Source organism: Pseudooceanicola sp. (genome assembly GCF_041987405.1).
In the GTDB taxonomy this organism is placed as follows: Bacteria; Pseudomonadota; Alphaproteobacteria; order Rhodobacterales; family Rhodobacteraceae; genus Pseudooceanicola.
In genome coordinates this window covers 87,443-111,977 of the sequence record NZ_JBHIWR010000005.1, presented here as the reverse complement: position 1 = coordinate 111,977, position 24,535 = coordinate 87,443, and the positions used below count along the sequence as shown (strand labels likewise).

Genomic DNA, 24,535 nt, shown 5'->3' with positions numbered 1-24,535 from the left:
GGCACTCTCAACCCGAACGGACCCATCATGCGCGCAGAGACCCAGAACCTCGTCTCGGACATCGAAACCTCGCTGGAGCTTCTGCGCCAGCGCATGGACTGGGAGACGGCGCAGCACCGGCTGGAGGAATTCAACGCCCGGGTCGAGGACCCCAACCTCTGGGATGATCCGGCCAAGGCGCAGGCGCTGATGCGTGACCGCCAAGCCCTGGTCGATGCCATGGCCGTGCATGACGCGATCCAGCAGGACCTGTCGGACAATGTCGAACTGATCGAACTGGGCGAGATGGAAGAGGATGACGAGGTCGTCGCCGACGCCGAAGCCGCCCTGAAGGCGCTCAAGGACCGGGCGGCGGAGAAGGAGTTGGAAGCCCTGCTAAACGGCGAGGCGGACGGCAACGACACCTTCCTTGAAATCAACGCCGGTGCGGGCGGGACGGAGGCCTGCGACTGGGCCAACATGCTGCAGCGGATGTATGTCCGTTGGGCCGAGAAGCGCGGCTACAAGGTGGAACTGCAATCCGAGGAAGCGGGCGCCGAGGCGGGGATCAAATCCTGCGCCTACAAGATCAGCGGCCCGAACGCCTATGGCTGGCTGAAATCCGAAAGCGGCGTGCACCGCCTGGTCCGGATCAGCCCCTTCGGCAAGGGCACGCGCGAGACCTCCTTCGCCTCGGTCTGGGTCTATCCGGTGGTCGACGACAATATCGAGATCGAGGTGAACCCGGCGGATATCCGCATCGACACCTTCCGGTCGTCGGGCGCGGGTGGGCAGCACGTGAACACCACCGACTCCGCCGTCCGGATCACCCACCATCCCACGGGGATTGTCGTGACCAGTTCCGAGAAGTCGCAGCACCAGAACCGTGACATTGCCATGAAGGCGCTGAAATCGCGGCTCTACCAGCTGGAGCTGGACCGCCGCAACGCCGCCATCAACGAGGCCCATGAAAACAAGGGCTCCGCGGGCTGGGGTAACCAGATCCGGTCCTACGTGTTACAGCCCTACCAGATGGTGAAGGACCTGCGGACCAGCCACGAGACCTCCGACACCCAGGGCGTGCTGGACGGCGCGCTGGATGAGTTCATGGCCGCCACCCTGGCGATGGATGTCTCCGGCAAAAGCCGGGCGGAGGCCAACGCGGAGGGCTGAGCCCGCCGGAATCCAATTGTTGAGATTTTCGCTGCCCCATGCGACCATCCTCCTACCGACCGGTAAGTAACCGGTCATAAGGGAGGAAAATATGCGTAAAGCAATTATTGGCGCGGCCATCTGGATGGCCGCCGGGGCTGCCTATGCCCAAGATTATGAACTGCCGTCCACCGTCACCTGGACCGCCTATGCCACCGGATCGTCCGGCTACAACCAGGCCGTCGCGATCGGCAAGGCGCTGCAGGACGAGGCGGGTGTGAACCTGCGGATCCTGCCCGGCAAGAACGACCTCAGCCGACTGGAGCCGGTCCGTCAGGGCAAGGTCTCCTTCTCCGCCAACGGGGTGGGGACCTATCTGGCGCAGGAGGGCGTCTTTGACTTCGCCGCCGAAAGCTGGGGCCCGCAGCGGGTGCGCCTGCTGATGAACAACGTCGGGTCCGGTTCGGCGCTGGCCGTCGCGGTCAACGAACCGGCCTGTGAGGCGGCGGGCAAGCCCGGTTGCGAAGGGTTCGAATATTCGGACCTCAAAGGCCTGAAGATCGTCTACATCAAGGGCGGACCGGGCCTGAACGCCAATATGGCGGCCTATCTGGCCTATGGCGGGCTGACCTGGGACGATGTCGAGGTGATCGAGTTCGGCGGTTACGGCGCCAGCTGGAAGGCCGTGATCGACGGCTCCGCCCATGCGGCTTTCGGCATCACCACTTCCGGCAACGCCTATGAGGCGGCGTCGGGTCCGAACGGCCTCTACTGGCCGCCGATTGATCCGAACGATGCCGAAGCCATGGGCCGCCTGAAGGAAAAGGCCGCCTATTTCGTGCCGGTCAAGGCGACCGTCGGGGCCAATCTGGACGATACGGACGGGCAGATGAGCGCCAGCTATCCCTATCCGATCCTGATGGCCTATGACACGCAGGACGCCGATGTCGTCTACAACATGACGGCGGCCATGTATGCGCTGTTTGACAAATACAAGGACGGCGCCCCGGGGGCCACGGGCTGGGCGCTGGAAAACCAGGTCTTCGACTGGGTGGTGCCCTACCATGAGGGCGCGGTCCGCTACTACAAGGAAGCGGGGGTCTGGTCGGATGAGGCACAGGCCCATAACGACATGCTGATCAAACGGCAGGACGTTCTGCAGGCCGCCTGGGAAGAGTTGAAGGCCGCCGGTGCCGACAACTGGGAAGAGGCCTGGGACGCCAAGCGCCGCGAGGCGCTGTCGGCCGAAGGCATGCAGATCAGCTACGAGTGATCTCAAACGGGGGGCGGGCCCAGATCCGCCCCTTCCTCGCGGGGAGACGCGGCGCAACCCGGTGATCGGGCCTGGCCGTGTGGGGAGACACCATGGACAAAGACGACAAGGCGGCCGCAAGCCGTGGCGCGCAGGCGATCGAGGCGGAGCGCGCGCAGGAAAAGATGAAATTCACTGGCCCGGCGAGATGGATGATCGTGGGATTCACCACCGTCGCCATTCTTGCGGCCATCAACCAGCTCTTCAATCTGCGCATCGGCGGCTATGCCATGCTGGACGGGATGTACCTGAACCTGCTGGCGGGGCTGTTCCTGTGTCTGACTTTTCTGACCTTCCGGGCGCGCGGGCCGCAGACGGCCGTCGTGCCCTGGTATGACTGGCTCCTCTTCGCCATCACCCTGGGCGTTTCGGGCTATATCTTCTTCACCGCCGACACCGCGACCTCCTATGGCTGGGAATATGCCGCGCCGGAGTTGGGCGTCTGGATGTCCATCGCCTTTTACCTGCTGGTCCTCGAAGGGGTGCGGCGTGCGGGGGGCAATGTGCTGTTTGTTGTGGTGCTGCTCTTCTCGCTCTACCCGACCTTCGCCGACAAGATGCCCGACCCGCTGAGCGGTTTTGCCCAGCCCTTCCGCGATGTCGTGCCCTTCTTCGTCTACTCGGCGGAGGCCAGCTTCGGCATCCCGATGAGCGCCTTCGGCTCGCTCGTCATCGGTTTCATCCTCTTCGGGGCGGTGCTGCAGTTCACCGGCGGGGGCAAGTTCTTCAACGACCTCGCCCTGGCGCTGGTCGGGCGTTACCGGGGCGGATCGGCCAAGGTGGCGATCTTTGCCAGCGGGTTCATGGGGTCGATGTCGGGCTCGGTCATCTCCAACGTGCTGACGACCGGCGCGGTGTCGATCCCCGCGATGCGGCGGTCGGGTTTTTCACCAAAGTACGCCGCCGCGACGGAGGCCTGCGCCTCCACCGGGGGGGTACTGATGCCGCCGATCATGGGGGCGACGGCCTTTGTCATGGCGTCGTGGCTGGGCATGCCCTATTCCGAGATCATGCTGGCCGCGGCGATCCCCTCGCTGCTCTATTACTTCGGCCTCTTCACCCAGATCGACAGCTATGCTGCCCGCCGGGGGCTGAAAGGCATGGCCAGGGAGGTCCTGCCGGCCCTGGGTCAGACCTTCCGCTCCGGCTGGATCTACATCTTCGTCTTCGCCCTGCTGATCTATCTGATGGTGGCCTTCAGATGGGAACGCACCGCGCCCTTCTACACCATCGCCCTGCTGCTGGTCGTGAACCAGATCCTCGGGCCGCGCTTCACCCTGTCGGGCTTTGCCGACATGATCGCCTCCGTGGGGCGCATCCTGGCGGAACTGGTGGCGGTGCTTCTGGGCATCGGCATGATCGTCGGGGCCTTTCAGGCGACCGGGCTGACCGGGCCGCTGGCCGGGGAACTGGTGTCGCTGGCGGGCAATTCGGTGCCCCTGCTGCTGATCATGGGGGCCGCGACGGCCTTTGTCTTTGGCATGGGGATGACGGTAACGGCCTGTTACATCTTCCTCGCCGTGATCCTTGCGCCTGCGCTGGTGCAGGCGGGGTTGAACGAATTGGCGGTGCACCTCTTCATCCTCTACTGGGGCATGGTCAGCTACATCACCCCGCCGGTGGCGCTTGGCGCCTTTGCGGCGGCGTCGATGGCTGGCGCGGACCCGATCAAGACCGGGTTCGAGGCGATGCGCCTGGGCGGGGTCATCTACATCACCCCCTTCTTCTTCGTGCTGAACCCGGCGCTGATCGGCCAGGCGGGCACCGGAGAGGTGCTGTTCGTGCTGGCCTGCGCGCTGGTCGGGATCTGGTTCATCTCCTCCGCGCTGCAGGGACATGTCAGCCTGATCGGCACGCTTGGCCGCGGGGCCCTGGGGATGGTCCTGCGCCTCGCGCTCTTCCTTGCCGGGCTGCTGATCGCGGCCCCCATGGGCGGGGTCGCGGGGCTGAGCCATACGCTGACCACGGTGCTGGGGCTGGCCATCGCGGTGGTGCCGCTGCTGATGGCCTGGCGGGCCGGGGAGCCGCCCTCGGTGGAGGAGCCGGAGAAGGCGCAGGCTTGAGACTATTGGGCGGGCGGGGCAGGGCGGAGGCTCTGCCCCCGGCGCCCGCGCCACCCCGAGATATTTCCAACCAGAAGAAGCGGCGGTTTGCCCATCCGGGCGGCCAGTCGGTGGAACCCTGCGCATGAGGCGGAAAGGCGGTTGGCATCCGGAAAATTCCTGCAAGACTCCGCCAAAAGACGAACACGAGGCGCGGAATGGATGGACAGGAGCCCGGCAGGCTGACCCGGATCGAAAGCGATGTTTTGTCGGTCACGGTCTCCGACCTGGGGGCGGAGATGCAGAGCCTGACCAAGGAGGGGGAGGAATACCTCTGGCAGGGCGACCCGGCCTGGTGGTCGGGGCGGTCCCCGATCCTCTTTCCCATCGTCGGTAAGGCCCCGGGCGACCGCGTGACCCTGGATGGCAAGGGCGGCGAGATGCGCCAGCATGGCTTCGCCCGCCGCATGGTCTTTGACCGGGTGCGGGCGGAGCCGGGCCGGGTGATGCACAGCCTGACCGACACGGTGGAGACCCACGCCGCCTACCCCCGCCCATTCGCGCTGAGCGTGACCCACGCGGTCTCCGGCCCGACCCTCAATGTCAGCGCGCTGGTGGCCAATCCCGGCCGCGCGCCGCTGCCCTTCGGTCTGGGGTTCCACCCGGCCTTCCTCTGGCCCCTGCCGGGTGCGCAGGGCAAGGATCACAGCATCACCCTGGCCAACCGGGGCGAACCGGCACTGGCCCGGCTGCGTGACGGGCTGATGACCGACACGCGCCTGCCGTCGCCCTTCACCGCGGGAAAGCTCCGCCTCGACCCGGCGCAGTTCGAGGCGGATGCGATGATCTTCCCCGAAGGCGCGGGCACGGCGCTGCGCTATGGTGCCGAGGGCGGGCCGAGACTGGAGTTCGAATTCGAGGGGCTGCCCAATCTGGCGCTGTGGCAGAAACCGGGCGCGCCCTATATCTGCATCGAGCCCTGGCACGGCATGGCGGCGCAGGACGGGGCGGGAACCGAGATCGCCGAGAGGCCCGGCAGCCTGATCCTGGCCCCGGGCAAGACCGCGCGGTTTCGCTGGTCGGTCACTCTGGCCTGATCGGAGAGACCCCTAGCCGTCGATCCTTGCGGCGGCGATGGCGATGGCCTGTTGATAGACCGTCGCCGCGTTCCATTCGTTCAGCACGCGGAAATTGCGCGTCCCCTCGCCATAGGGCTTGCCCGGTCGCCAGCCCTTCTTGCGCAGGTAATAGGCGGTGGAGGCCATCGCATCGCTGAGATCATAGAGGTCGATCCGCCCGTCGCCATTGCCGTCCTGCCCATACTCCAGCGCATTCCCGGCCAGGAACTGGGTATGTCCGATCTCGCCATGCGCGGCGCCGATGGCATTGGGCGAGAGCCATCCGCGGTCCACCAGCTCCAGCGCGGCCAGCATATGGGCGCTGAAGAACTCCGACCGGCGGCAGTCAAAGGCCACCGTCGCGTTGGAGCTGAGCACGTTGTATTTGCCCATGAAGCTGCCAAAACCGCTTTCCATCCCGTGGATCGCCAGCAGGATGCCCGCAGGCACGCCGTAGCCCTTTTCCAGCGCCGCGTAGAACGCCGCGTTCGCCGCCTTGCGCTTGCGCCCGCCGGCCACAATGGCATCGACACCCCGGATGCGCAGGAAGTCCGACAGCGAATATTTCACCCCCTTCTGGTTGCGGTCCGCCGCGATGGTGCCGCGCGAATATTGCACCCCGGCCAGCGCCTGCAGCCCGCGTTGGCCGATGCCCTTGCGGGCGGCCTCCTGCCCGAAGGCGACCTTCCAGGCCTCGAACCCCTGGGAGGTGTTGCCGCAGGGCGCAGCGGCGGCAAAAGAGGGCAGGGCGGCGAGGACAAGGGCGGCGAGGAGGGGGCGCATCGGGAAACCTTTCTGACAGCGAACGTGGGCAGGGTAGCCCAGCCCGCGCCGGGGCCAAAGCCGAAACCGCTGGCGACCCGCGCCGTTCCCCGCCATCCTGTCCGAAACAGGGGGGAATGCGATGAACCTGATCGACTTGGATGCCACGGCCCTGGTCGCGGCGATGCAGCGCGGCGAGGTCACGGCGGAGGAGGCGATGACCGCCTGCCTCGACCGGATCGAGGCGGTCAATGGTGCGGTCAACGCGGTGGTCGCCCTGCGCGACCGGGAGGAACTTCTGGAGGAGGCCCGCGCCGCCGACCGGACGGAGCGGCGTGGCTGGCTGCATGGGGTGCCGCTGGCGGTGAAGGATCTGGCCAATACCAGGGGGATCAGGACGACCCTCGGCTCGCCCATCCTCAAGGACTTCGTGCCGAAGCGCGATGACCTCTTCGTGGGTCGGATGCGGGCGGCGGGCGCGATCTTCATCGGCAAGACCAATGCGCCGGAATTCGGCCTTGGCTCGCACACGGTGAACCCGGTCTATGGCGCGACCTGCAACCCCTATGATCTGACCCGCTCTGCCGGCGGTTCCTCCGGCGGGGCGACCGCGGCGCTGGCGGCGGGGATGCAGTGGGTCTGCGATGGATCGGACATGATGGGCAGCCTGCGCAACCCGGCCGGCTGGTGCAACGTCTATGGCTTCCGCCCCAGTTTCGGCCTGGTGCCCGGCGATGTGGAGCGGGACCTCTACCTGCATCCGCTGGCGACCTCCGGCCCCATGGGGAAAAGCCCGGAGGACATGGCGGCCCTGCTGGACATCCAGTCCGGGGCAGACCCGCGGGTGCCGCTGTCGCATGACGGCCCGGGGTTCGCGGGCAGGCTGAAGGCCGATCTGTCGGGCAAACGCGTCGCCTGGCTGGGCGACTGGGGCGGCGCCTGGCCGATGGAGGAGGGCGTGCGGGAGACCTGCGAGGCCGCGCTCGCCACTTTCGCAGACCTCGGGGTGGAGGTGGTAGAGATCGCCCCGCCCTTCGACGCGGCGGCAATGTGGCAGGCCTGGATCGACCTGCGCTCCTTCGCCGTGGCGGGCAGCACCGGGCCGCTTTACGACAACCCGGCCTATCGTCCGCAGCTGCGCGAGGATGCCGTGTGGGAGCTGGAGCGCGGCCGCGCCCTGACCCCGGTGGAGATCCAGCGCGCCAGCGCCACCCGCTCCGCCTGGTTTCGCAAGGCTGCGGAGCTGTTTGACCAATACGACGCCCTCATCGCCCCCACGGCCCAGGTCTGGCCCTTCCCGGTCGACCAGATGCACCCGAAGGAAATCGCGGGCCGGGCCATGGACACTTACCACCGCTGGATGGAATGCGTGATCCCCGCCTCGCTGATCGGCCTGCCCGCGGCGGCGGTGCCTGCGGGGTTCGGCCCGAACGGCCTGCCCATGGGGCTGCAGATCATCGGCCGCTACAGGAACGATCTGGGCGTGTTGCAACTGGCCCAGGGCTGGCACGAGGCAACGGGCTGGCCCGCGAAGCGCCCGGCGCTGCGCGCGTAGATGTATCGACGATACACTTGATCAAAAGGGATTTTCCCGCTCTCCTGTCCTGACCCGAACGGGGAGGAGAACCCGATGCCCGACACGCCACAGCCCGGAGTGCCCGATCTGCGGCCCGTGACCTTCGACATGCTGGCCCGTGCGATCCGGCGCGGGGCGCAGGACATGAAGCGCGCGCCGCTCTGGGGGATGTTCTTTGCTTTTACCTATGTGCTGATCGGCTGGGTCCTGGCTTGGGTCACCTGGGCCACGGGGCAGAGCTACTGGCTGATCTTCGCCGCCGTCTCCTTCCCGCTGATCGGGCCCTTCGCGGCCGTGGGCCTCTATGATGTGTCGCGCAGGCTGGAGCAGGGTCGCCCCCTGAGCGCCTCGGAGATCCTGCCGGTGATCCTGCGCCAGTCGAAACGGCAGCTGCCCTCGATGTCGGCCATCATCATCTTTCTCTTCCTGGTCTGGTTTTTCATCGGCCACATGATCTTTGCGCTCTTCATGGGGCTGTCGGTGATGACCAATATCTCCTCGTCCTACGAAGTATTCCTGACGCCGAACGGGCTGACCATGCTGACGGTCGGCACGGTGGTCGGCGCGCTCTTTGCCCTGCTGCTCTACATGATCACGGTGATCGCCCTGCCGCTGCTGCTGGACCGCGAGGTGGATTTCGTCACGGCGATGATCACGTCGTTCCAGACAGTCACGGCGAACCCGGGGCCGATGTTGGCCTGGGCGGCGCTGATCGTGGGGCTGACCTTCCTGGCGATGCTGCCGATCTTCATGGGGCTCTTTTTCGTGCTGCCGTTGCTCGGCCATGCGACCTGGCATCTGTACGATCAGGTTGCCTACGGGACGGCGGAGGAGGAGGCGGTTGCGGTTTCCCCCTCACCCTAGCCCTCTCCCCCCCCCGGGGGGAGAGGGAACGGTTGCGCTATTCGGTTTCGTTTGGACGAAAATTCACAGCACCGCGCAGATACCTAGGGACAAAGGACGCTAAACGCGCAACGGTATTCCCTCTCCCCTGCGGGGGAGAGGGCTAGGGAGAGGGGGCTTCAGTAATCCCGCTCGAAAAACAGCCCCAGGCTTGAGTCCCCGTCCGACCCCACCTTGCCCTTCGCGGTCAGCGACTTGGAGATGTCGAGATTGATCGACAGGCTGGTCTTGCCGCCGGAGGTCGCCTCGACCTCCGAATAGACATTTTCGGAGATGTACTTGCCCGCCGACAGCGCAGTTTCCCCGTCGCGGGTCTGGCTGACGTCCAGATCGTCCAGCCCCGCCCCGTCGCGGATCGACCCGACCAGACCGCCTCCGCCCCGGCCGGTCAGCTCGGCTATGGCCAGGGCCATCCGTGCCGCCTGGAAGGGCGAGAGCGAGGTGATGTCCCGCTCGAAAAAGAGCTGCGACAGAACCTCGTCCTCCGGCAACTCCGGGCGCGAGGTGAACAGAACCTCGGGCTCGGCCACGGGGCCGTCCAGAATGATCTGCACCGCATATTCCCCCGCCTGGCTTTCGGCGACCAGCCGGACCACCGGATCGAAACTGCCGACCAGACGCACGCGGCCCTCGTCCAGGGTCAGGCGTTTGGTCAGGATGTCGATCCGGCCCCGGACCAGATCGAACTGGCCGACCGGGCGGATATCGTTCGTCGTGCCTTCCAGGGTCAGCCCGCCGGTCAGCTCTGCATCGACACCGCGCCCGCGCAGGAAGACGGGTGTCTCCGCCTCGATCCGCAGCGCCAGGCCCAGACCGCCCGATGCGCCGCCACCGCCACCGCCCGCGCCGCCGGTCAGACCGGCGCGCGCGCGGGTCTCGCGGCTTGCGGCGCCTTCGTTCACATGGCGGATCTCCGGGATCGCCTCCGCCCCGCCGAAGCCGCCGGAGGGGATGCGCAACTCCGTCTCGCGCAGGCCGATGCGGCCACCGATGACCCCGCCGCCGGTCAGCCCGCCCTGGACCGTGACCTGGCCGTTGACCCGCGTACTAACAAGGCCGGGCCGCGTGATCGGCACATTGGTCAGCGTCGCCAGCAGATCGGCGGGATAGCTGCCGGACAGGGTGACGGGGCCATTGATGCTGAGCCCGCCGTCACCGATCCGGCCAGTGACATCCAGCTGCGCGCGGCCCCCGCTCAGACCGATCCGGCCGGAAATCCCGTCCACCGCCAGCCCAAGCAGCGGCGCAGCGGCCCGCCCTTCGACCAGCGTGACCTGCCCGCTCAGCGCCGACAGGCCGGGCTGGCCGGACATTGCCAGGTCGAAACGCGCCGTTCCGGTCAGGCTGCGCGGGCGGATATAGGGGTTGGCCAGGGCCAGCGGCGCCGTGCCGGAAATGTCGAGGGCCACCGCCCCGCCGGGCAGGCCGACGCGGCCTGCCACACGGGCATTGGTTCCGCCCGGACCATCGGCGGTCAGGTCGAGCCGCAGCCCCCCCTCGGAGGATTGCGCAACGGTGCCCCGGCCGCTGACCGGCCCCGCGGGCGCCTGTGGCACCACCCCGGCGAGGGAGGCCAAGCGCGCCGAGACCTCCAGCGCGGTCTCGCCATCCGCAATCGTACCGCTGGCCGAGGCTGTGAGGCTGCGCCCGTCCACCTCCGCCATGTCGAGCCGCAGCGCGCCGCCCTCGAACCGGCCGCGGGCCGTGATCTCCGTCCGCCCGGCCAGCAGCGAATCCGCAAGGGCCTGCCCGGTGCCCAGATCCTCGACCCCGCCCTGCAGGTCCAGCAGATAGCCCGCTCCGTCCTGCACCGCCTGCAATTGCAGCTCCAGCGGCCCGCCTTTCGCGCCAAGCGGTACCCCGCTGTCGGGCATCTGCACTGTCAGGGTCACATCGCGCGCCCCCTCGGTCAGCACGCCGGTCGCCTGCGCCCGGATCGCGGGGTTCGACACGTCCAACCGGTTCAGCAGAAGCTCGGACCCGATATCCGCCTCCGCCACGAGTGTTGTCGTGCCCCGCAACAGCGCGTCGGCCTGGTCCACGCCGGTCCGCAACTCCGTCGCCGTGCCGTCGAGGGTGACGAGATAACTGTCGCCCACTTCCCGCGCCTCAAGGCTGAACCGCAGCGGGCCGCTCGGCGCGCCGGTCAGGTCGCCGCTGTCGGCGACCCGACCCGTGGCGGTGAGCTGTCGCGCGCCCGCGGTCAGTTCGCCCGCCGCGCGCAGTTCCAGCCCCGGGGTGGTCACCTCGGCGCGGTCCAGCATGATCTGGTCATTGATCGTCAGCCGCGCCGCGACCGCCGCCTCGCCACGCAGCAGCCGATCCACCTGGTCGATGCCCGTGGTCAGATCGCGCCCGCCGCCGTCCAGCGTGACGACAAAGGTCTCGCCGCTGCGATCGACGCGCCCCGACAGCTCGACCGGCCCGCCGTCCACCCCGGTGAAGACGCCGGAGTTGCGCAGTCGTGCGGCATAGTCGATCTGCCCCGCCTCGTTGGAGAGCGTTCCGGAGGCCTCCAGCGTGATCTCGTCGTTGGAGAGATCGAAGGTATCGAGCGATATCCCCTCCGGACTGCGGCTGACCGCCAGGGCCAACTCGGCATCGCCGCCGATTGCGGGGTCGAGCGCGTCGATCCCCAGGGCCAGCGCGGTCGTCGTGCCATTTGTCTCCAGGCTGAAGCTGCCGCCCAGAAGATCCGCCGACAGATCGACAGCCAGGTCTGCCTGACCGGACAGATCCTGCCCCGACAGCAGGGCAAAACGCGACAGATCCTCCAGTTCCGCCCGCCCCTCAAGAGTGAGGATCGAGGTGCGGCCGCCACCGACCAGGCTGGCATCGAACTGTGCGCCATAGCCCGTGCCCTGAAGGTCAAGCCCCCGCAATTCCAGCGCCGTGCCCTCTTCGGTCCACAGAACCTCGGTCCGCGCCGTCAGCTCCGAGCCGAGCGCCTGCTGTAGCCCGGCATCGGCAAACTGCACGCCGGTTAGCGCGGCCACCAGATCCAGATCGACGGAGGGGGTGTTTTCGATGTCCAGACGGCCGGACATCTCCAGCGTCCCGCTGTCTACTGTCGCCTCCGGTGTCGACAGGGCCGAGAGGGCGATCCGTCCGTTGACGTCCTCCCCCTCCGCCGCATCGAAGCGGGCCGTGATATCCGCAGTGCCGACCGAAAGATCCGTGCCAAAGGGCAACGGCACCGGCGCGCCGTCCGGGGCGGCGATCCGCCCGGTCAGATCGAAGCGTTGCGGACGCCCCTCGGCCGTGGTCGCCAGCGATCCGGACAGCGACAGCCGCGCCGCCGACAGCTCCAGCCGGTCCAGCGACAGCGCGCCATCCGTGGCCTGCCGTCCTTCGAGGCTGAGCTGGACCTCGTCGCCCAGAAACTCCTGCGCGCGCGGCAGCAGGACCGGGGTCAGGTCCCCCCCCAGATCGGCGGCGAAGGCCCGTGCGCCATCCACCGTGCCGCGCAGCGTGACCTGACCCGCCAGCCGGTCCGCCCCGTCCGAGGCGAGGCGAAGATCGGCGGTGAAATCGTCCAGCGGCCCCTCGCCCTGAACCGACAATGCCAGTGAGGGCCGCCCGGGCAGATCCAGCAGGCGCGCGGTGATGCCGTCCTCCGGCTCCTCCGCCGCGATGTCCAGCATCAGGCGCTCTTCCACCGGGTCGAAATCGACAAGCAGGGTGATCTGCCCCGCCCGGTCGATGCGGTCCAGCGACAATTCCGTCTCCAGATGCCCGTCGTCCAGCAGCGCCCGCCCGCCAAAGGCCAGCACCGCCCGTTCGCCGATTACCGGCTCTTCCAGGACCAGCTGTCCAATGGAGAGCTGCCCGATATCGACCGCCACAGGCAGTTCGGGAATGGCAAAGCCGGAGGCCTCGGCCTGTCCACCGTCCCCCTCGGGCAGGCGGGTCAGGGTCAGCGTATCCGCCGTCAGTTCGTTGATCTCCAGCCGCCCGCGCAGCAGGGCCGACCGGTTCCAGTCCAGCACCGCGCCGGTAAGCTCCAGCCAGATGCCCTCGTCATCCGCGATGGTCAGCCGGTCCAGCGTGGCCCGGGAACTGAGTGCACCACGAAACCCCTCGATCTGCACGCTGCGGCCGGCGTCCGACAGGCTGTCCTGCAAGAGCCGTGTCAGGAAGCCCTGGCCGTCCTCCTGTGCCTCGGCGGGCAGAGGAAGCAGCAATACAAGCCCAAGCAGAAGCGCGGCGATCCGGGTCATCAAGGTGTGTCTGGTCACGTGACGCATCAGAAGGCCTGCCCGATCCCGACGTAGAGGCTGACGCTGTTGCCCGACCCGGTGATCGGCACGGCCAGGTCGGCGCGGATCGGTCCGATCCCGGTCTTGTACCGCACCCCGATCCCGGCACCGCCGTGCCAGGCCCCGCCGTTGAAGCTGCTGGACGCCGCGACATAGCCGTAGTCGACAAAGGCGACCGCGCCGAAATTGCCGCTCAGATCGGCGCGCAGTTCGGTGCTGAGGGCCGCGAAGGAGCGGCCGCCGGTCTTGTTCGGCGCCGTTCCGACGCCAAGCGATTGATACCCCTGGCCCCGCACCGTACCGCCGCCGCCGGAATAGAACAGGAAATCCGGCGGGGTGGCCGCGATCGAAGAGCCCACGACCGACCCAAGCTGCACGCGCCCGGCCACGACCAGGCGATCCCCGAGGCTGCGATAGCCGCGCAGGTCGGCCGTCGTCTTCACGCCGGAGGCAGAGCCACTGAAACCGATAAAGGGCAGCACCTCGACCTCCGCAAAGGTCCCGCTGCGTGGATCTGACGAGGAATCCCGGTTGTCCCAGATCGCCGCGCCGGACAGCAGGAGGTGGCGGAATTCCCGGGTGCCGAAGGTGTCCTCGCTCCGCGCGAGGCGAAAGGCGGTCGCGGCGTTCAAGGTCAGCCGTTCCGACACGATACGCTCCACCCCGACCCCGACCCGGAGGAAGTCCGTCACGTGGTTCGGTTCGTCAGCGCGTTCCAACTGGGCCGAAAAGATCAGCTGGGCGTCCGGATGGCGAAAGGCCGGGCGGGTCAGGCTCACCCCGAGCGCATAGTCGATGCCGCCGGTCTGGCCGCCGATCCCGGCAACCTCGGCGTCGAACCGCAGCCGTTCGGCGCCGCCAAAGGCGTTGCGATGCAGCCAGAACCCGGTCAGCCGCAGCCCCTCCACCGTGGAAATTTCCGCCCCCACGCCAAAGCGGCGCGGCTTGGCATCCTCCACCGCGATTTCCGTACCAAGCGTCTGGCCCGGGCCGATCGCGTCATCCTCGCTAACCACGGCGGAGCGGAAGGCGCCCGTCCGACGCAGCCGACGTTCGGCCTTTTCGATGTCTTCGGGATCGTAGACCTCGCCCTCGGGTATACCCGCGATGGCCCGGATGCGTTCCGGCCGAACCTTGCTGTCCGCGCTCTCCGGGGCGATCCGCGCACGGGCAAAGGTCAGACGCGGGCCGGGGGCGATGGCAAAGCGCGCGGCCACGGTGCGCGCCCGGTGATCCGCCACGATCTCCTGTCCGGTGACGGCGGCCTTGGCATGGCCGACCTGACGCCAGCTGTCCACCCCCGCCTCGGCGGCTTCGCGCAGGATGCCGGTCCCAGCCCGTTCTCCGGCAGCGAAGCCCGGCGCGGGCACGGTTGCAGGGGGCAGGGGGGCGATGCGCGCCTCGGAAAAGGTGAAGCCGGGGCCGGGGGTCACGGCGATCTCGATCACATCGACCCGTCCGGGCGGGCGCAGCGTATCCACGCGCGATGCCTCGCGCCCGTCGATCCGCACATGGACCTCCGCGTCGAAATACCCCTGCTCGTAAAGCACGGCCAGAACGCGCCGGTAATCCGCCTGCGCGGCTGCCACCAGGTCTTGTGGGGTGGTGTCGCCCTCGTCCAGCACCGTTTGGGTCAGTGACGCGGCGCGCAGATCCCCGGCCAGGGGCTCCGGCGCGGTCACGCGCAGTTCGACCGCCAACGCGGGGCGCGTTGCGACAAGGGCCAGCACCGCCAGCCCGGCAAGGGCACGGCGCACCGATCGGAGATCGAGGGGCATCATGAAACGGCAGTCCGCAGCTTGGGTGGCATCACTGACAAAGTAGTCGCGCGCGTGGCAAGTTCCAGCGGATTCCGCCCACTGACGACGTTCCGGCAACAAACTGCTCTGATCAAACGGTTTTCCGGGCAGGTGACAAATCCCGTCATGGTCCAAAAGGTCAGGAAATCCTGCCTAAAGTGTTTTGAGAATGCGCGTTAGTTTTCTATTGTAGCCTCGTTCAGCCACGACGGATTTATTATGAAATTCCTGCTCTCAGCCATTTTGACCGCTCTTCTTGCCGCGCCCCTGACCGCACAGACCTTTGATGACAGCAGTTTTTCAACCTACGCGCCGGACCTGGCCCGCGGCGAACGCCTGTTCGAGGTGGGCGCCTGCGCCTCCTGCCATCTGGAGCAGGGCGCGACGCTGGACCCCGCCGCGCCGGTCCTTGGCGGCGGGATGGAGATCGACAGCCCCACCTTCGGCACCATCCGCGTGCCCAATATCACCGGATCGTCTGCGGGCATCGGCGACTGGAGCCGGGGCGACTTCCTGAACGCGATGCTGCACGGGGTGTCCCCGGATGGCGGCCAGTACATGCCGCTCTTCCCTTATGAATTCTACGCGAAGATGAAGCCCGAACATGTCGTGGACCTCTTCGAATACATCAAGCAATCCGCGCCCAAGTCCGACCGCCGGTCGGAAAAGCATTCGATCCTGCTGACCCGTCGGCTCTTCGGCAAGACGCCCTGGCGCTTTTCCTTCGAACCGGCGGCCTATGACGGGCAGGGTGACAATCAGAACGATGCCATCGCCTGGGGCAAGTACCTGACCGAGAGCGTCGCGGCCTGCGGCGCCTGCCATACGCCGCGCAACTCCGCCTTCATCCTGGATCAGAGCCAGACCAACAAGGGCGGCATCAGCCCCCTGGGCGAGGTCGCGGGCGATATCACCAAGGCGGCGATCTCCGGCCTGGGTCCGGACGGGTTCCACGACATCATCGCGCAAGGCGCGGGCCTTGACGGATCGACCATGGTGCAGGGCACGATGCAGCGCGTCTCCGCCATGCTGGCCGAGGCCGAGGAGGGCGACCGGGTCGCGATCTACCAATACCTCGCCGATCTCAAGGACCTGCCCAAACCGGTGGTCGAAATGACCTGCGACGCCCCGCAGTCCCCGGTCAACGACGCCTCGCCGGAACTGACCTCCGCCGTCGACGATTTCTTTTCCCGCCAGTGCAAGAGCTGCCACGTCCGCGGCGCCTCCGCCGCGTCGAAGGCGGTGCTGGCCTCGGCCTCCCGCGTGGCTTCCGACACCTCGCTGGTGACGCCGGGCGACCCGTCCACCTCCGGCCTCTACCGCTCGCTCGCCACCATGCCGCCGGGCAACGCCGCCTCCGACGCCGACCGCAAGCTGGTCGAGGACTGGATTTCCGGCCTCGCCGTCGACAAGGAGTTCCTGACGGCCGAGAAGAAGGACCCGCCGCGCGACGGCAGCCGGATGCACATGGGCTTTGCCGAAGAAAACCGCCTGGTCCAGCAGCACCTGGTCGCGCAGGACGACGATGACCGCCCCTTCATGCGCTATTTCACCTTCCGCCACCTGCAGAACGGCCAGCTGCCCTGCCAGTCGATGGACGACTTCTTTGAACAGCACATGAACGGCTACCTCGCCGGGTTGAACAAGCTGGTGAATTCCCTGTCCTGGGAGCCGCGCATCACCCAGGTCGAACCGATCGAGGAGGGCATGGGGATTTACGCCATCGACATCCGCGACTACGGCTGGACCCACAACCAGTGGGAGGCCCTGATCGCCGGTCAGATCCCCGGCCTGGACGAGGCGCAGCCCTATCCCTATGGCCTTGATCCCTTTGGCGCGGAACGGGACGAGAACCTGACCCAGATCGCACAGATCACCGGCACCTCCGTCCCGGTCATGCGCGGGGACTGGTTCGTCGCCAACGCGGGCGAGCCCTTCTACTACAAGTTCATGCTGAACCTGCCCGACACCGCGCAGGAGTTCGAAACCCACCTTCTGCGCGTCGACCGCATCGGCGCCATCCAGCGCCGCGACGTGATGCGCGCCGGGTTCCTCGAAGGCGGCTCGGGCGTCAGCCAGAACAACCGCCTGATCGAACGGATGGTGCAGCCGACGGGTGGGTACTACTGGATTTCCTACGACTTCGACCGCGCTGTCGCCGCCGACAAGCGGCTGAAGCAGCGCCCCCTCGGTCCGCACGAAGCCTATCCGCCGCATCAGGAGGTTTTTGACGGCGACGGTGGCGAGATGATCTTTACCCTGCCGAACGGGTTGCAGGGCTATTACCTGACCGACGGCCCGGGCAATTTCATCCCCGACGGCCCGACCTCCGTCGTCTTCTTCAAGGGCGAAAGCCCGGTCTCTGGCGCGACGATCTCCAACGGATCGGCCTGTATGACCTGCCACCTGAACGGCCCGATCGAAGGTTACGACCAGATCCGCGAGGCGGTGGAGAACCAGGGCATCGACCGTGTCACACTGGAAATCGTACGCGACATCTACGCCGAGGACGACGCCCTGCGCGCCGCCTATGCCGAGGATACCAACCGGTATCTCGACGCGCTGAACAAGGCGGGCGGCGATTACAACATCCCCGAGGGCCCGGGCCGCTATCACCACGAGCCGGTGACCAACACCATCGCCAAGTACTTCGACGAGCTCGACAAGGAGCTGCTGGCCGCCGAATTCGGCCTGACCTACGACGAGTTGCAGGAGCGGGCCAGGACGCTGCCCTTCTCCGCCGCCAAGGATAGGCTGCACGCCTGGTTCGCGGATATCGAGGCGCGCGGTCTGGTCGAACGCTACGAGGTGGAGGAGAGCTTCCAGATCGTCTCCGCCGCGCTCTACCTGACGACGCCGCGTCCGCAGCATGGCCATGCGGTGCCGCAGACCGCCAGCTACCAGCCCACCCATGTCGCCGCGACCTCGCCCGTCAGCACCCATGTGCCGGTCCCCGCACCGGCCCCCCGCACCCAAGAGGCGCCGCGCACCGTCGCGGCCCAACCCGGCGCTGCCGCCCCGCAGCGTCACGGCCTGACCGTCCGGGTCGAAAACCCGCATCTCAAGGTCTGCGAAGGGGCACGGTTCACGGTCCAGACAGACCGCGCCTGCCTGCTGGACGTGATCTATCCCGACACCCGCGCAGGCACCTTCTTCCGCCTGTCGGAGGCCGCCATCGGCGCGCCGATCCTGATGCCGGGGGAGGTCCGCCAGATCCCGCAGCCGGGCCGCGAGTTGCAATCGCACACCCCCTCGTCTGGCGTGGACATCGCGATCAACTGCTACCCCGGCTTCGGCAGCTATGCAGAGCTTGGGTCCGATCTCCTCAAGACGCTGGAGCAGTATCAGGCCACCCAGGGCCGGACCAAGAACTTCTCCGAGGTGGTGTCGAACGTGACCGAACAGACCTTTGCACAGCGCCCCGCCACCGGTGCGGAGGACGAAGATCCGCTGGCCCCCGTCACCGCAACCGTCCGGTTCTCGATTGCGGAGGATCGCTCCCGCCTCGATGCCAACGGCCAGTGCAAATGATGTGGAAGTGAGAGACTGACCATGCGCCGCCTTATCCCCGCCATCCTGACCGCTGTCCTCTGTTTCACAGGGGCGGCCTCGGCCCAGTCGGTCCTGTTCAAGAACTTTTCCGAAGTGCAGGTCACCGGCCCTATCGCGCGCGAGCTCTCGGGCGACAACCACGCGCTGATCATCTACAATTCGGAATATGAGCATGCGGGCATCAGCGATCTGCCGGTGACGGAAAACGATGCCAAGGCCGTGCAGAAGCTGTTCGAGGGGATGGGCTACCCGCCCGAGAACATCAAGGTCATCGCCAACGGCGACAAGGACACGCTGGAAGAGCAGGTGCTCTTCTTCGCTTCCACGCTGACCCGGGACTCATCGGTGGTGGTCTACTACTCCGGCCACGGCATCAGCTTTGACGACGACCCGTCGAATTATGTCGTTCCGGTGGACATGAACCCCGAGGTCTCCGCCCCCAATGCCCAGGCCAAGGAACTGCTGTTCAAGCGCCGGTCGGTCAATTTCAACAAGGACGTGCTGGGCATCATCAAAAGCGCAGGCCCCAAGGGGGTCGTCGTCTTCTACGATGCCTGCCGTAACTCTCCCGTCACCTCGTCTGACGGGACCAAATCGGTCGGCCGATCCGACAGTTTCGTCCCGGCCAAGATCGAGGGCACGGCGATGTTCTACTCCGCCTCCACCGGGCAGACCTCGCTCGCCTCGCTCGGCCCGCAAGACGATGTGCACCTGTCGCTCTATACCCGCGTTCTGGTCAGCCAGCTGTCGCAGAACCCCTCGATCCGGCTGTCCGATTTGCACAGCCAGGTCCAGGGCGAGGTCACGACGATGGCCCGGACCCGCGCCGGCGGCCACAGCCAGAAGCCGGTCTACGAGGACAAGCTCGATTATTCCAATTCCGAAAACAAGGAATTCTGCCTGGCGTCGGTCATGGTCGGTGGCAAGCCGCGCTGCACCGGCCGCGAGGGGCTGAAGGTCGGCGGCGGTGGTGGGGCCGAGGTCGCCGAAGGGTTCTGCGAAAACGCCCCGATCCGGTCGACACTGGCGACGATCACCGATCTGGGGCAACTGCGCCGCGAGCGTGACACCTATTTCAGCTGCACCGGCCTGCGCGTTGCGATCGACGACCGGATTGCCACGGTGAACTGGGACAGCACCACGAATGCCGACAGCTGCGATGCCTACCGCAACTACCTGCGCAACTTCCCCACCTCCGCCCATGCCGCCAATGCCAGAGCGCGCGAGGCCGAGGCCTGCAAGGTCCTGTCCCCGGCCGAACAGGCGCATCACATCGGCATCTGCGAAAGCATCTACCGCCAGCTCAGCTTCGGCAACACCAACATCCCCCCGAACGACCTGGCCGCCGCCACCGAAAGCTGCGCCGCCGCTTCCAACGCGCGGCCCACGGATTATGAGCTGGGCTTCAAACGGGCAGAGCTGTTGCTGGCCACCGGGCAGCAGGCCGACTGGACGCAGGCGGTCGAGCTGCTCTCCAACGCGGCGATTTCCGACTATCCCAAGGCGGCGATCCGTCTGGGCGACTACTACTCCAGCGAAAACGCGGGCTTCCTGACCCGCGACCTGAACCAGGCGCTGACCTGGTACGAACGCGCGACCAAGATGCAGTCGATCTCGGCCCCGGATATGGTCGCCTCCCTCTACCGCATCGCGGCGCTGTATGACGAGCTGGGATCGGCCCATCTGGCCACCGATGCCTACCGCCGGATCGTCCAGATCGACCGCACCCCGCGCGGCCTGCTGGAGCATGCCAAGACCATCCCGGAAGGGCGGGCGGGGCGTGTCGATCCCGGCGCGATCTACGACATGGTCTTCAGCAAGTGGAACGAGGCCGAGGTCGCCCTGCAGATCGGCGAGGCCTGGCGTCTGGGCGCCCACGGTGGCCCCAACCTGAAGAAGGCGGCGCAATGGTACGAACGCGCCGCTAAGCAGGGCAGCGCCGAGGGCGACCGCTGGTTCCGCGAACTGACGCAGAGCGACGGCGGCGGCGATCACTACGACGCGCTGTTGACCTGCATCGGCGAGGCGGAGCGCCAGATCCGCGCCGAGGCCCGGACCGAAGACACCATCACCTGCCTGAACCAGTATCTCTCCCGCGCGGCAATGAACGACCCGAACCGCGCCGAGGCGGAGGATTACCTGGCCGACCTGCAAAGCGCCTATGCCGATCCGGTCGATCCGCTGGCGAAGTTCAACGGCAGCTACTCGGGCTGGCGCGGCTATACCGATGGCGGCCGCCGCTCGCCCTCCAAGGAATGCCTGGGCCGCTACAGCTTTACCGCGCAGATCGACAACGGCACGATCCAGTTCTGGTCCGACGGCCGGACCTTCACCGGCTCGATCGACCAGAGCGGCAATGTCCGCATCGACCGGACCGGCCTCAGCCCGCAGTCCCGGACGCCCTTTACCATCGAAGGTCCGCTGACGGAGGCGCGGATGTACTCCGGCTATTGCGGCAACGGATATTTCCGGCTCCAGATGTGACAACTACGCCGGACCGAGCAGAAGGAACCGCAGGATGACGCCGATGATCCGCACCGCCCTCGCGGCGCTGCTGCTGAGCGCAGCCCACGAGCCCGTGATGGCGCAGGAGTCGCCCAGCCTCTTCCCCAAGAAACCGGCCGCCGGGTCTGCGACCGGCTCTGGCGCGGCCAGCCTGTTCCCACAGGCCGATCTGGAGGCCGCAGCCGGGATATCCGTCGGGCAGGAGGCCGCGCCCGAGGACGAAGACACGCCGTCGATGACCGTGGAGTCGCCGACGGACATGGCAGAGCCCCAACCCGTCGCGGACAGCGCCGCCCCGGAGACGGAGGAGAGCGCCGAAAGCCGCGCCGCCGCCTTCGCCCTGGACCAGACGGCCCCGGCAGAGACCGCCGAGGAGGACGCCGAGGTCCCGACCGAGCAGGGCGAGCCCTCCGCGCCCGAGGTCGTGCAGACCGCCGCCGCCACCCCGCTGATCCGCCCGCGCCAGCGCCCCGAAGCTCTGTCCCTGCAACCGGAGGAGGTCGGCCAGATCTGTTCCGATCCCGCCGCGATCCGCGACCGCGACGTGCAGCGCAACCTGGGCGCCTTCGAGGTCGATCCCAACCTCTGCATTTCGGAGGAGCGGTTTGCCGAGCACGGCCGCCGCTGGCACATGGTCATCATCGCCAACCGCAAGGCCCGGCGCGGCCCGATCTGGGCGATCCTGCATGACAACGAGGACAGCGCCTTTGACGCCGCGCTCTATTCCGTCTCGCGCTATGGCGGCAAGATGGTGGCGCTGGAAACCGGCGAAGGTCGCAGTTTCAACGGCCAGGACCCGAACCGCAATTTCGGCGCGGACAAGGGCCTGACAGCCCCTTGCCGCAACATGGCCTCCCGTCCCGCCCCGGCCTTTACTGCGGCGATCAACCGCCATTTCGACCGCCGCTATCCCGTGCTGACCATGCACAGCAATGAAAACGGCCATGTCGGCAACGGTGGCGCGGGCCATATCTCTGCCGCGCGGACGTCAGCCACGATGAAGGGGATCATGACGGGTAATCCGCGCGGCACCCTATCGGACGAGGACAACGCCGTGCTGACCGCCGGGACCGTGCCGTTCGAGCAGAACGCCAAGGCGCAGAAACTGGCCGCCTATCTGGACGGGAAGGGGATCAATATGATCTACGAACACGTCCGGACAAACACCAACGACTGTTCTTTTTCCTTCCATGTGAAGCTGAACAACCTGGGCGATTACTACAATATCGAGGTCGAACACGGCCGGGTCGAGGACCAGAAAGAGATACTGGACGCGCTCATGGCCTATCTCGGGATCAAGCCGCGACGGTGAAGGTCCGCCCGGGGGGGGGAGGCCTCCGGCGGGAGTATTTCGGGAAAGATGAAGCCGGGGCGCGCGCTTAGAATTCGAAGTATTCGAACCGCAACTTCCGTCCGAACTGCGCCTTGAGCATGTCGCGCAGCACCGGCGGCCCGCAGAACAGAACCGCCTTCAGATCGCCGTCCGGCGTCAGCCCGGGCCAGCGGCCCTTCTCTTCGGAGGCGTGCAGGACGAAGTTGAACTTCTCCACCCGCTCGGCGGCGGCCTGAAACTCGTCCAGCGCGACGGCCTCCTCGGGATTGCGGACGAGATAGACCATGTCCACCTCCGCCCGCAGGTCGTCGGGCAGGGTGCGGACGAAGGACAGGAAGGGCGTGATCCCGATGCCCGCGGCGACCCAGACCTGTTTGCCCTCGGCCTGCGGATAGCGGAAATCGCCATAGGGGCCTTCGACGACCAGCGTGTCGCCCTCCTTCAGGTCCTCATGCAAGCGTCGGGTGAAATCGCCCAGCCCCTTGATGTTGAACTGCACCACGCCGTCGCGATCCTCGCCGCCGGAGATGGTAAAGGGATGCGCCTCCCTCAGCCCCGGTTTCCTGGCGTGGATGAAGGCGAACTGCCCGGCGCGGTGCCGGATGCCGCGTTTCTTCGGATGCGCGCGGATGCCGGTGACACCGCCATCGCGGGTGACGGTTTCGACAACATAGCTCTGCCTCCGCAACATCCGCATCACCCAGCCCAGAAGGTAGAGCAGGAACATCGCCGCGCCGGTCAGGCCGATGATCTCCGCCATGTCCTGATAGACGGCGGGCATCTTGCGGTTCTGCATCAGGTGGAAGAAGGCCAGCCACCAGGCCACCAGCAGAAAGTAATGCGTGAATTTCCACCAATGGTAGGGCAGGCGCCGGCCGCCAAAGGTCTTGCGCCGCACCCAGGACAGCAGTCCGAGGACCATAAGGACATAAAAACCGATCTCGCCGCTCTGGATTGCCGATTTGCACAGGTCGTCACAGGCGGCGAGGAACTGCGGAAAGGACGGCGGGTTGAGCCAGTGCACCAGCGCCGCCGCCAGGGCGAGATAACCGAACTGCCGGTGCTGCAGGAACATCTTGTCCATGCCGCCGAAGAGCCGCTCCACCGGTTTCAGCCGCGCCGCGAGCAGCAGGTTGAGCGATATGGAGGAGAAGGCCAGCATCCCGGCATAGATCGCGGCCACCGTCGCCAGATCCTCCCTCGGGTTGGAGATCAGCAGGAGGACGAAGACCACCACCATCAGCCCGACCTGCGGCAGCCAGCGAAGCACTGTTCCCATCTGTTTCTCCTGTCACCCGCCCGGGATCGACGCTGCCCCGGTTCCGATGTTGAGATTAGGCGGCCCCTGACGCCAAGGCAATCTTTTGGGGCAGGTCAGAGGCTTGCCCAGACCTTGGCAATGTCCGCCCCGGAATAGCGCAGCGGGGCCGAGCCGACCAACTGCCAGACCTGCCGTTCCGCCCCGGACAGGAGGTCCACCGCAGCTGACGTGTCACAGACCGCCCCGCCATAAAGCCGGTTGGCCAGGGTGATCACCCCGCTCTGCGACATGGCCAGCGTCCCCGAACCGACCGCATCCTTGACCAGCAGCACCCGGATGCCACGGGCGATGGCGTCGCGCACCGTGGCGGCGACGCAGGCCTCGGTCCAAACCCCGCAGACGACCAGCCACTCCGCCGCCTCGATCATGGCGGGGAAGGCCGGGTCGGAAAAACAGCTCAGGTCGTTCTTCCACAGCACCGCCTCGCCCGGCTCCGGGGCGACCTCCGGGCAGATGGCAATGTCGGGGGATGCGGGGTCGGAAAAGACGGGGGTGCCATCGGGGCTCATGGGCTCGAACGGGCGGGGCGGGACCCGGGTGAAGTCCCGGCGGAACCCGGCGTGGACCACGGGGCTGCCACCCGCCCGCGCCGCCGCAATCAGCGCCGCAGTATTGGCCAGAACCTTGTTATAGCCCTCCACCAGATAGCGCGGGTCGCGGCGGTGTTCCTCCTGCAGGTCGATCGGCAAGAGGATCGTGCGGTCGAGCGGGAGCGAGAGCGCGGCATGCATCAGGGGTGCCGCGCCAGACTCGACCGGCCGGTGAGGGATATTACGCCCGGGAGGGGGAGTGACGTTCATGGGGGTCCCTGCCTGGATACACCATTCAGGATAGAGGCTGCGGGCGCGCAGGCGTGGCGGTCTGCGGCGCATGGCAGGCCGCCAGCGACCTTGGGGGTCATGCCCGTGGCGCACGCCCCGTC

The 24,535-nt window shown here is 67.1% G+C and carries 14 protein-coding genes; 9 read left to right on the top strand and 5 right to left on the bottom strand.

The features are described from left to right. The first annotated feature begins 27 nt into the window (after positions 1-27). The 4 genes from prfB (at position 28) to ACFC2Y_RS13885 (ending at position 5,582) form a co-directional block, all read left to right on the top strand. Positions 28-1,152: a peptide chain release factor 2 gene (gene prfB / locus ACFC2Y_RS13900; RefSeq protein ID WP_375175607.1), complete on the top strand. Its 1,125-nt coding sequence runs from the start codon at positions 28-30 to the stop codon at positions 1,150-1,152. Between the two features lie 91 nt (positions 1,153-1,243). Further along, a complete protein-coding gene (locus tag ACFC2Y_RS13895) occupies positions 1,244-2,404 on the top strand; it encodes a TAXI family TRAP transporter solute-binding subunit (RefSeq protein ID WP_375175608.1) in 1,161 nt (386 codons plus the stop codon). A gap of 92 nt (positions 2,405-2,496) precedes the next feature. Continuing rightward, the gene (locus tag ACFC2Y_RS13890; protein WP_375175609.1) at positions 2,497-4,506 is read left to right on the top strand and encodes a TRAP transporter permease; all 2,010 of its coding nucleotides are present in this window, start codon (positions 2,497-2,499) and stop codon (positions 4,504-4,506) included. A gap of 197 nt (positions 4,507-4,703) precedes the next feature. Beyond that, the gene (locus ACFC2Y_RS13885) at positions 4,704-5,582 is read left to right on the top strand and encodes an aldose 1-epimerase family protein (protein WP_375175610.1); all 879 of its coding nucleotides are present in this window, start codon (positions 4,704-4,706) and stop codon (positions 5,580-5,582) included. A gap of 12 nt (positions 5,583-5,594) precedes the next feature. On the opposite strand, the gene ACFC2Y_RS13880 is transcribed toward ACFC2Y_RS13885, so the two are convergent. Beyond that, positions 5,595-6,386 carry a lytic transglycosylase domain-containing protein gene (locus ACFC2Y_RS13880; protein ID WP_375175611.1) on the bottom strand — a complete coding sequence of 264 codons (792 nt, stop codon included), beginning with the start codon at positions 6,384-6,386 and terminating at the stop codon, positions 5,595-5,597. 121 nt (positions 6,387-6,507) lie between these two features. On the opposite strand from ACFC2Y_RS13880, the gene ACFC2Y_RS13875 reads away from it, so the two are divergent. Beyond that, positions 6,508-7,920: an amidase gene (locus ACFC2Y_RS13875; RefSeq protein WP_375175612.1), complete on the top strand. Its 1,413-nt coding sequence runs from the start codon at positions 6,508-6,510 to the stop codon at positions 7,918-7,920. Positions 7,921-7,995: 75 nt separating this feature from the next. Next, entirely contained in the window at positions 7,996-8,805 is an 810-nt protein-coding gene (locus ACFC2Y_RS13870) for a DUF2189 domain-containing protein (protein ID WP_375175613.1), read from the top strand. A gap of 158 nt (positions 8,806-8,963) precedes the next feature. On the opposite strand, the gene ACFC2Y_RS13865 is transcribed toward ACFC2Y_RS13870, so the two are convergent. After that, the gene (locus tag ACFC2Y_RS13865) at positions 8,964-13,082 is read right to left on the bottom strand and encodes a translocation/assembly module TamB domain-containing protein (protein WP_375175614.1); all 4,119 of its coding nucleotides are present in this window, start codon (positions 13,080-13,082) and stop codon (positions 8,964-8,966) included. An 8-nt stretch (positions 13,083-13,090) separates the two neighbouring features. Then, a complete protein-coding gene (locus tag ACFC2Y_RS13860) occupies positions 13,091-14,884 on the bottom strand; it encodes an autotransporter assembly complex family protein (protein ID WP_375186449.1) in 1,794 nt (597 codons plus the stop codon). 237 nt (positions 14,885-15,121) lie between these two features. Between ACFC2Y_RS13860 and ACFC2Y_RS13855 the strand changes: the two genes are divergently transcribed. The 3 genes from ACFC2Y_RS13855 to ACFC2Y_RS13845 are packed head-to-tail and all read left to right on the top strand — an operon-like array spanning position 15,122 to position 22,271. Next, entirely contained in the window at positions 15,122-18,433 is a 3,312-nt protein-coding gene (locus tag ACFC2Y_RS13855; protein ID WP_375186448.1) for a c-type cytochrome, read from the top strand. A gap of 21 nt (positions 18,434-18,454) precedes the next feature. Next, a complete protein-coding gene (locus ACFC2Y_RS13850) occupies positions 18,455-20,938 on the top strand; it encodes a caspase family protein (protein WP_375175617.1) in 2,484 nt (827 codons plus the stop codon). Positions 20,939-20,981: 43 nt separating this feature from the next. After that, positions 20,982-22,271 carry a hypothetical protein gene (locus ACFC2Y_RS13845; protein ID WP_375175618.1) on the top strand — a complete coding sequence of 430 codons (1,290 nt, stop codon included), beginning with the start codon at positions 20,982-20,984 and terminating at the stop codon, positions 22,269-22,271. A gap of 67 nt (positions 22,272-22,338) precedes the next feature. On the opposite strand, the gene ACFC2Y_RS13840 is transcribed toward ACFC2Y_RS13845, so the two are convergent. Together ACFC2Y_RS13840 and ACFC2Y_RS13835 are read right to left on the bottom strand one after the other, a co-directional pair. Next, the gene (locus ACFC2Y_RS13840) at positions 22,339-23,571 is read right to left on the bottom strand and encodes a ferric reductase-like transmembrane domain-containing protein (RefSeq protein ID WP_375175619.1); all 1,233 of its coding nucleotides are present in this window, start codon (positions 23,569-23,571) and stop codon (positions 22,339-22,341) included. A 95-nt stretch (positions 23,572-23,666) separates the two neighbouring features. Next, positions 23,667-24,344, bottom strand: coding sequence for an isochorismatase family protein (locus ACFC2Y_RS13835; RefSeq protein ID WP_375175620.1), 678 nt, complete (start codon positions 24,342-24,344; stop codon positions 23,667-23,669). Positions 24,345-24,535: the final 191 nt, after the last annotated feature.